8 protein-coding genes are annotated in these 8,778 nt (G+C 48.1%); 1 reads left to right on the forward strand and 7 read right to left on the reverse strand.

The window, feature by feature from the left end; translation table 11 throughout:
• From GJV78_RS23825 to GJV78_RS21800, 4 genes are all read right to left on the reverse strand, one after another.
• The coding region (locus GJV78_RS23825) for a hypothetical protein (RefSeq protein ID WP_456237499.1) at nucleotides 1–194 on the reverse strand (194 nt) is incomplete at its 3' end.
• A 673-nt stretch (nucleotides 195–867) separates the two neighbouring features.
• Nucleotides 868–1,152: a heavy-metal-associated domain-containing protein gene (locus tag GJV78_RS21790; protein WP_155110199.1), complete on the reverse strand. Its 285-nt coding sequence runs from the start codon at nucleotides 1,150–1,152 to the stop codon at nucleotides 868–870.
• Nucleotides 1,149–1,505: a hypothetical protein gene (locus tag GJV78_RS21795; protein ID WP_155110200.1), complete on the reverse strand. Its 357-nt coding sequence runs from the start codon at nucleotides 1,503–1,505 to the stop codon at nucleotides 1,149–1,151. Before GJV78_RS21795 ends, GJV78_RS21790 begins: the two co-directional genes overlap by 4 nt.
• Nucleotides 1,483–2,628: a transglutaminase-like domain-containing protein gene (locus tag GJV78_RS21800; protein ID WP_155110201.1), complete on the reverse strand. Its 1,146-nt coding sequence runs from the start codon at nucleotides 2,626–2,628 to the stop codon at nucleotides 1,483–1,485. Before GJV78_RS21800 ends, GJV78_RS21795 begins: the two co-directional genes overlap by 23 nt.
• Before the next feature lie 248 nt (nucleotides 2,629–2,876).
• Between GJV78_RS21800 and GJV78_RS21805 the strand changes: the two genes are divergently transcribed.
• On the forward strand, nucleotides 2,877–3,614 hold the full coding sequence (locus GJV78_RS21805; protein ID WP_155110202.1) for a hypothetical protein: 738 nt from the start codon (nucleotides 2,877–2,879) through the stop codon (nucleotides 3,612–3,614).
• A gap of 394 nt (nucleotides 3,615–4,008) precedes the next feature.
• Here GJV78_RS21805 and GJV78_RS21810 read toward each other — a convergent pair whose 3' ends face one another.
• From GJV78_RS21810 to GJV78_RS21820, 3 genes are all read right to left on the reverse strand, one after another.
• A complete protein-coding gene (locus GJV78_RS21810) occupies nucleotides 4,009–6,531 on the reverse strand; it encodes a DUF262 domain-containing protein (protein WP_155110203.1) in 2,523 nt (840 codons plus the stop codon).
• On the reverse strand, nucleotides 6,524–8,281 hold the full coding sequence (locus GJV78_RS21815) for a DUF262 domain-containing protein (protein WP_155110204.1): 1,758 nt from the start codon (nucleotides 8,279–8,281) through the stop codon (nucleotides 6,524–6,526). Before GJV78_RS21815 ends, GJV78_RS21810 begins: the two co-directional genes overlap by 8 nt.
• A 138-nt stretch (nucleotides 8,282–8,419) precedes the next feature.
• Nucleotides 8,420–8,778: M48 family metallopeptidase (locus tag GJV78_RS21820; protein WP_155110205.1), on the reverse strand; the 359-nt coding region annotated here is incomplete at its 5' end.

Here is an 8,778-nt window from a genome sequence, read left to right on the forward strand (position 1 = left end):
TCGTCCAGGGCGTGCGTCAGCGCCCTCGCCTCGTTATCGTCTAAGCTCTCTTGCGTTAAGGTATATTTAACGGCATCAATAATACGCAGCAGCGCCCAGTTGATCCGCGCCTCCCCGCCCCGGGCGTACTTTAGCCCCTCACTGCTGAAATCCAGCTCGCCGATTTCCGGGAAGGCGGTGCCCACCCCGGGCATATAGTAGCGATAATATCCGCTGTCGATATCCTCCAGCGCCGCATGATAGAGNGATAATATCCGCTGTCGATATCCTCCAGCGCCGCATGATAGAGGCGGGCAATATTGCTGGGGTTGGGTCGGGCGGCCTCACTGCTGGCCCGTTCATTGTTGTTGGTGCCGTCAAAGAACAGGCTGATATGCAGGCTCTTGCAGCAGGGCGTCACGTTGCTGAGGCCGTTCTGCGCGTTCAGCGCCAGCTTGTGCTCCTTTTCCTCTCGGTACTTTCGCGAATGCGAAACAACATCACCAACACAGGTATGCGCAGTACCGTGGTCTGATAAAGACGCAGATACTGTGCCTGCTGGCGGCGACGGCGCAGATTATAAAGAAGATGGTGCTGTATTACCGCCTGTGCAGGATCCATTGATTAGCGCAACCCTGGCATCCAGCAGAGCATTTTGTCGGTATTGGTGAAACGGAGCTAAGGCATCCTGGAAGAACTTCTGACATACTCGATAAGCAGGCATTGAGAGGATCTCTTTGAATGGGTGACACAATCAGTAGATCACAAAACTCTACGCCTGTCTTTTTTCACTTGCACATTATTGGGAATTCCTCAGCCCACTGGAAGTTTGAGCTGGTGCGCAGATGACGGGCTGGCGGAGGAGTGCGCCAGCCCGCCGACGGCGGCTTACCGCAGGGGGCTTTCCGCATGGATCTGGCCTTTAAATCCGGTTCTGGCAATCGCCGCCAGCAGCTTCTGATTATCAAAGTCTTCCGGCACCACCACCGTCGCCTGGCGGGTTTTCAGCGAAGCCTTCGCCTTAACCACGCCGTCGGTGCTGCGCAGCGCCTGGTTGATTGAAATCACGCACAGGGGGCAGTTCATCTCGCCAACGTCAATAGTGACCAGCTTATCGGCCGCCCGGCCAAACGACGTAAACAGCAGCAACGTCAGACAGATTGCTTTTCTCATTCCATCCACTCCCATATCCAGGGCAAAACGTAAGGATAGGCGATCAGGGCCAGCACCAGCGGCACCGCCAGCCAGTACAGCCACACCAGCACCCGGCGGCTCACCACGTTCACACATACCGGCCGCGGCGACAGATGCAGCCGCCAGAAGCCGCGCGCCATCAGCCCAAGCGCGATAATCACCATCGGGATCTGCAGCCAGGAAGCACCGGGAATGCCCACCAGCCCGGCGGCGGAGATCCCGAAGAGCAGATACAGCAGCGGCCCGATGCAGCACAGCGTTGACGCCGCGGCGGCAACCAGCGCCGCCAGCAGAGTCAGAAGCCCGCCCTTAACGCCGTTCGATGCTGACATAGTCGTAGCTGAAAGCGGCCGGATCGTAGAAATTCAGCGGATCGCCATCCACTTCGGCGTAGGGGTAGCCAAGGTTATTCACATCGCCCTGCTCTGCGGCCGGCGACAGGGCGAAGTCGCGCGCGTGGTTGAAGCCCACCCAGTTCATCTCCCAGTTGCCGAACAGGTAATCATTCACGGCCGCCACCGCAGGATCGTCGTTCTCTTTTTTCTCGGTAAGACGCATTTTGGTTACGTCCGCCGGGTCGGCAGGCATCCAGCCAAAACCGGCCAGCCAGAACATCGCGCGGCAGTGCTGGCCGCCGCTGACCTTCGCCACACCCTGCGCATCGGCGCTGCCGAAGGCTTTGGTCGAGTATCTGTCCAGCCTGCGACTGGCACCGAGGCGAATGCCGAACATCTCGCGCGCCGGGATCCCCACCGCGCGACACAGCGCGACAAACACCGAATTAATGTCCGTACACTTGCCGCCCAGCCGACCGGTTTTCAGGATTTCCCCAACGTCGCCGGTGCCGCAGCCCACCACCGCATCGTCACGATGCATATGGCTGCTGACCCAGTCGTGGATCAGGCGCGCCTGCTTCAGCGGCGCTTTTTCGCTGCCGATAATTTTCTGCGCGGCCTCTTTGACCGGGCCATCCACCGGAATATGCGGCGTCGCCTGCAGGAACGGCGCAACCTCTTCAGGGATGGTGATATCCGTCACCGGCAGTTGCCAGTCGGCCAGTCGGTTCTCTTTAAGCACCTCCCAGTCGCGGGTGGCAATCTCCATCTCAACCTTCAGGTTCAGCGGACCGTCGGAGTCCGGCCAGGTGACAAACAGCACTTTAGCTCCGTAGCGGTTGTTGGCGTTCAGCGAGGCGCGCTGATAGTTGCCGCTGAAAGAGAGGTTAAGCAACTGCTGGAAAGCGGTCTCTTCCGGAATGGGGATCCACAGATTAACCTTACCGGACGATCCTGCCGGTGCCTTAAGGCTGTAGGTTTGTGTCATAACGAAGCGGCGGGTTTTGCCAGAAGACAAGACGGCGGGCTGTGCGGCGGCTTCGGTTTTTGCGAAGACCGGGCTGACCAGGCCAAGCGTGGAGAGTGCTGCGGCCCCTTTCAGAAAGTTACGCCTTTCCATTGTGTTTCCTTCATCGCCAGAAAAAGCTGGCGCTTAACCCCGCACCTGCGGAGGTCGGCCGCTATTATGCGTCCATGCCTGCCTCATCACAATGCGCCAGGGCCGGGTAAAATTAGCAAAACGGGGGTTTTAGCGCTTCTTCGCCTTACCGGTCAGGCGGAAAGCGCGGGCGAAGGCTTCACCGTTGCTCTGCGACGTTTTGCTGGTAGCATAACTGACCGCCTGGCCATTCCGGAGCGAAGAACGCCATGGAAATACTGCGTAACGCCTATACCGAAATCCTCAAAAAGATTGATATTGAGGCCTTTACGCTGAGTGAGGATCGCTACTCCGGCGTATTTTTACCCATCCCCTTCGCTGAATACTGGCGCTCGCCGGTAAAAATAGTGCTGGTTGGCCGTGAAACGGCCGGCTGGAACACCTTAAACGGTAAAAACAGGCTTGCCCGCGCCGCAGGGCTGATACCCGGCGTAACCACAGAGCAGGCGGTGGCGGAGGCCATAGCCCGCTACGAAAAGTATCTGCCGGTGAAAAAGGACGGGACCCTGACCCTGACATCCCGCAGCCGCTTTATGCAGTATTATTTCCGGCTGGCCAGGGCGTTGAATATTTCTCCGCGGGCCATCGTCTACGCTAACCTGCTTGCCTGGGATTATCATGGACGGACGCCGCTGCTTCGTCCGTCAAAAGAGCGTCAGGAGGTGATATCTGTCTCGCTGAGCCTGCTGGCGGCACAGATTATGCATCTGCAGCCCGACGTTATTATCTTTGCTTCCGGTGCCAGAAAAACGGACTTCATCATCAAGCGCCTGTTTACCGGGCATCTGAACGGTTATACGACCGCGGAAGTTATTCCAGGAAAGCTGTGGGAGTTTAACGCCGGAGAGACGGTCTGTTTCAGAATCGCCCATCCGCGAGTGATGCGCGGGCATCAGGAGCAGAGAGATGAGGTGATTAAGCGCATCAGGCAGCGCTACAGCCGGTAGCGATAACAACCGCTACCGATCATAATGAGAGAGCACGCGCTGCATAACCGCAGACGCAAAAAAACCACCCGTAGGTGGTTTCACGACACTGCTTATTGCTTTGATTATTCTTGCCTTTCCCATGGTACCCGGAGCGGGACTTGAACCCGCACAGCGCGAACGCCGAGGGATTTTAAATTCTACGCAGGATCAATGTGTTACATAGCAGTGTATTGCGAAACTTTGCTGTAGTTGTCCTTCTACTTGACTGTAATTGGCAGTAAATAGATAGACTTGGATTACGCTGAGCACAGAATCAGCACATAGCTTAAACTCACCGTGTGTCACGTTGTATCTGACCACACGGTGGTTTCGTGTTACTGCATGTATTCACATACAGCAATCTCACTTAATGCTATGACAATTGCTCGCGGGCTAGATCACTTAGCCGAGTGCAAAGGTTGGATATTATTGCTAATGCGCGATCAGGCTCTTCACAGTAGTACACATAATTATCATCACTACATTGCCAGTCTTCAGGATTGTAATCCTTCGAATCAGCTAGAACAATAAATCCACAAGATTCCATAGCACTCTGCAGTTCATCTGAGAATGGTACTGTCTCATCATTTCGGTAGAACAAGATGTTATATTGGTTGTCTCTGAAGAATATTTCCAACTCAACCTGTTGCCCATGAAGAGAAAAACCACTTAAATGTAGAAATGATATATCTTCCCCACTACGTACGCTATTGTAGAACTTGTGCTTGAAAGGAGCTGTATTCAGTTTTCTATCTTTTAATTCCAACTCTAAGTACTTGGAATAAAGTTCACTTTGATAGTGATTTCGCTGAGACTCATGTAACAATACGCTCTCGTGAGTATTCAATACAATAAACCCCTGATTAGAAAGGTTAAATAACTCTGACTTCTCAATCAAGATAGTACGCCAGTTAAATGGCTGCTCACTTAATGCCTTAGCACAAATCCTCTCTAATCCACCCCTTAAATCACCCATATCAAAATCCGGATCATCCAACACGGCTTTAACATGTTGTTGCCGTGCATTCCAAAGAATATTTGAGTCTTGCCGCAATAGACGATGCCAGGAATGATCGCGTTCGACGTTATTCTTATTTGTACGTGAACTGAGAAGGTTGAATCTATCCGCTGTTGTCGAGGTAAGATAGTCACCTTTTGAAAGCACAGCACGCTCCCATGCAAAATCTAATACTTCCGAGCTTTCGCCTATTGCACTAAATACTGCCGAACTAGTATCTGCATAGTGTTTGAATCGTGTAAAATAGTTTTCCTTCACATCATCCCAATCAACGTTTCCGTGACTGTTAAAGTAGTCAGCAATACCGCTGAACTTCAATGCGAAACCTATTTGCCCCCTGAAATATTCGTGGTTTTCAAGTGCAAGAATAGCCTCCTTCCACTCAGAAGATTTTATCAAAAGATGAGCTTTCAGTTTTTCTTCAGATACTTGAACCGCGAGAAAACCTTTTATCATTACATCCTGGATGAGTAAATTCAGCACAGTATCATCACGTTGGGACAATTCATTGATAGACAGCAATGCTTTATGATAATCATCTATAGTATTGAAAATAGTGTTTTCCGTGAGGTTGAATACAACTCGCATCCAGGATGCTAACTCCTCCCCTATCTTGCCATTCGCTACACCAGCGTAAAAAGCATGAAACCTCACCTTTTCCGAAAAACTTGAGTTATTGGTAATAATTTTTTTGAAAATAGATTCTTCATCATAATATCTGTTATTTTCCAGATATATGGACAAACCCGAGCATGAACTAGCATGACCACGTAACAGATCCAGTTGCATAATCAATTCAGCTATTAGCGTCTGTGACAAATATCCATACTGTTCATACTCCATAAAGGATAATGAGTTAACTTTACCACCCGAACCAAACAGTTGCTTTTGTAAGCTATAACTATCCTCTGCTTCTTGCAGTAACAGAAAGTTGGCTGCACATATGGCAATATAGTTCATTAACTCATCATCAAAAGAATTATCTTTGGTTACAACATTTCGATAGCACCAGAACAGATCAGCCCAATCCGTATCAATTTTATGAATGAAATATTCATAGCCAGACACAGGCGTATATTTGAAACTTAGTCTATATTCCGGCCAATCTCCGGTGAATGATTTAATGGTTTTTTCCAGCCTTGCCTTAAAATTTTCAAATTCTGTCAGCGGCTTGCCTCGGGCATTCATTTTGATATACAAATCATCCGTGAGGTTGAATTCAGCAAGGTTAAGAAATCTAAATGTAATTACCGGTTTGTCTTTGTCGTTAAGCTTATCAAAGTAATCTACATTTCCAGAAAAATGGAGATGAATCGCATCCAGCATCGTCAGCATTGAACTAATAGTAGGGTCACTCTCCCACGATAAATAGAACCATGACCTGTCTTTAATCGTCTTACTCAGACACTCAGTACCAGACTCCAGCAACAAAGCACAGAAATCTATATCATTGCCAACCAATGCATTGCAAAACTCTCTCGAACTACTGCGAGTTTCATAGGTAAAATGGGAATTCCCGTCCGTACTTAATACCCGTCGAAAGGATTCTTGCTGATCTGCAATTTGAGCAAGATACCAGTGTAGTAAGAACAAGGTGGTCAACCGTTGCTGACCATCCAAGGGGATGAAACGATGCCGTCCAGTATCATTGCTAATCACGCTACCATAAACGAAGTCCAAATCCTGAAAAGGCAGACCTTTTTCCAAATAGCCATGTAATGCTTGTAAAAAGGTATCTCTAACCTCTGCAACTTCTATCCGGCCTTGGGCATAATCCCGTTGGATTATAGGGATTTCTACCTGCATATATCTTTGTTCAAACAACTGGAAAAAACTGAGTCGTTCACCCGAACGCGAATCGATTTTTATATTACTCACTCTTCTCTCCTTGGTCAGGCAAATAGTCTTTCAACGTTTGACCTATTGCTTCCTGATAATATTTAGCATCAGATTCTGACCAATGAACAAGTTCAGTTACAGACTGGCTATAATATTTTAAAAAGACGTTCTTGGTACAAATGGGGACAAAAACTCCGCGCTTATCATTGTCTATGATGCGAGCGCGTTTAATTGGAAACAAGGCATTTTTGTAACTGCGGTTGGTTGAAGAGTCCAGCAGTGCCAAGTTGCCTAGCTCATCTCCCCAGGACACTTCATCTTGGCCAAAGTAACTAACTACCTCATTATAAAGCCTGTCAAATTCATTATCGATATGTTCCAAGGTCAAGAGTTCAGTGGCTATGGCAGCAAATTCTTGTTCTCTTTCTAAAGAATCCCCTTTAAACCGACTACCACTGAAGTAAACCTCAATGTCCTTTAACCACACCTTGCGGGCAACCCCAACAGGGGCAGAATCTGTCTGGGACCGAATGTGCTCAATATCCCATTTTTCTTGCTTATAGCGGTCAAAAGGAAAACGTATATCTGCTTCCCTCGTTGACAATAAAGTTTGAATATTGAACAGCAGAAGCAATTTTTTAATGACAGGCTCATCATAGTAAAGCTCATCTAACTGGCACCTGACCTGGAGACGAATACGATCTTTCAAATATTTTTTGAACTCTGTTTTCGTTGAATTCTCTCGCTCCGACTCAGCTTTTAACTCCGCAACTTTCTCACCGCAATCAACCAAAAAGCCTATCAAATGGTATAGTTCTCTGTCCTGGAACCATTCATCAAAGCTCAGGAAATAACGCTTTATCCCTTGCCACAGATGCTCAATATTAGCCGTGCCAGACTTGAAATCTTCATGGAACTTATGGAAAGTGAAAAATGTCTCGTCATTAGACTTTTTCCCTTTCATTAAATCGAAGATGTATTCAATTCGTGTTGGGTAGTGTTTACTTGAATTACTTATGAAATACCAGAATGCTGGTTCCTGCAACCGCTTTTCAATAATATCCCATTCCGTCGCAATCTGTAACTGCTTCAATCTTGCTTGATCATTGTGAAAATGACTTCGCTGTAAAAACAAAGCCTTAACCAACTCAGCATTGGTCAGAGGTATTTTACCAATATTGATACGGGAAAAAACATCAATGGCATAATCGTTGTTAAGGCATTCGTCACTTAAATCATACCAAATAACCTTTACAGAGCGTTCTTCAGTAGACTTAGCCAGTAACGTCGCCAAGAGTTTATTATTATCATTATAATCTTTGTCGGAGAACCAATTTCTAATAGCATTATACGCTTGGACCATATGAAAGAAGTCAATATTGTCAGTGTTGGATTCTTTATGAATCCCCTGCAAAAATGCTTCACATCCCGGCCGGGTCTCATACTTCAACATATACACGCTTTTTTTGTATGCCTCCTCTAAGGGTCTCTTCAGGTGCTCTTGCTCCAAAAAGTGCAGGATAAGACGTAACGTGGTTAGCCTTTGCTGCCCATCCACGACCTGCCAACAATCTTCCCCTCGAACCACAACAACAGGCTGTAGACAGTAAAATGAAGAATCATTACCGCCATGCGGTTGACTGAACTCCCAGATATCATCCAGTAGTTCTTTTACTTGGATCGCCCCCCAGCGATATCCCCGCTGATAAGCAGGTATGTAAAAATTTTCTCCCAAAAGTTCATAGATATTTCTAAGATAAAGCTTTTCTGTTGAATGAGCTGTATTCATCGTTGTTCAACTTCCCGTGTTGTCACTATCGAAGGATTTGATGCTGTCAAATTTGTATTTTAGGCTTGAACTTGGAAAATCTAATTAACTCGTTCCTGACTCCCCTAGACAAATGAGCCCATTGGAATAAGTTAGAAACTACATATCTGCCAACAACATCCCAGCCATACCATCCAGTCGCTTCTTAACCTTTTCCCAGCCCGGCATAACCTGCCCCATCAGACGGTAAAACTCTTCACTGTGGTTGTGCTCAGCCACGTGGCATAACTCATGTAGCAAGACATAATCGATGCATTCTGAGGACGCTTTCACCAACCACGGATTTAAGGTCAGACAGCCTTTTGCAGAACAGTTACCCCATTGCGTTTGCATCGCCCGCAAACGTATCGGCGGACGCTCATTAACCCAAAGGGTCTGCGGTGTCAGTAAATCAAGCCTGCGTTGAAACACATCTCCGGCGCGTTCCCGATACCATTCGGCCAGCAACGCTTTAACTT

The organism is Intestinirhabdus alba (genome assembly GCF_009711095.1).
Classification (GTDB): domain Bacteria; phylum Pseudomonadota; class Gammaproteobacteria; order Enterobacterales; family Enterobacteriaceae; genus Intestinirhabdus; species Intestinirhabdus alba.

Excerpts from the sequence above, each read along its gene's own strand:
- GJV78_RS21805 (WP_155110202.1), top strand. The coding sequence starts at position 2,877 with ATGGAAATACTGCGTAACGCCTATACCGAAATCCTCAAAAAGATTGAT.
- GJV78_RS21790 (WP_155110199.1), bottom strand. The coding sequence starts at position 1,152 with ATGAGAAAAGCAATCTGTCTGACGTTGCTGCTGTTTACGTCGTTTGGC.
- GJV78_RS21795 (WP_155110200.1), bottom strand. The coding sequence starts at position 1,505 with ATGTCAGCATCGAACGGCGTTAAGGGCGGGCTTCTGACTCTGCTGGCG.
- GJV78_RS21800 (WP_155110201.1), bottom strand. The coding sequence starts at position 2,628 with ATGGAAAGGCGTAACTTTCTGAAAGGGGCCGCAGCACTCTCCACGCTT.
- GJV78_RS21815 (WP_155110204.1), bottom strand. The coding sequence starts at position 8,281 with ATGAATACAGCTCATTCAACAGAAAAGCTTTATCTTAGAAATATCTAT.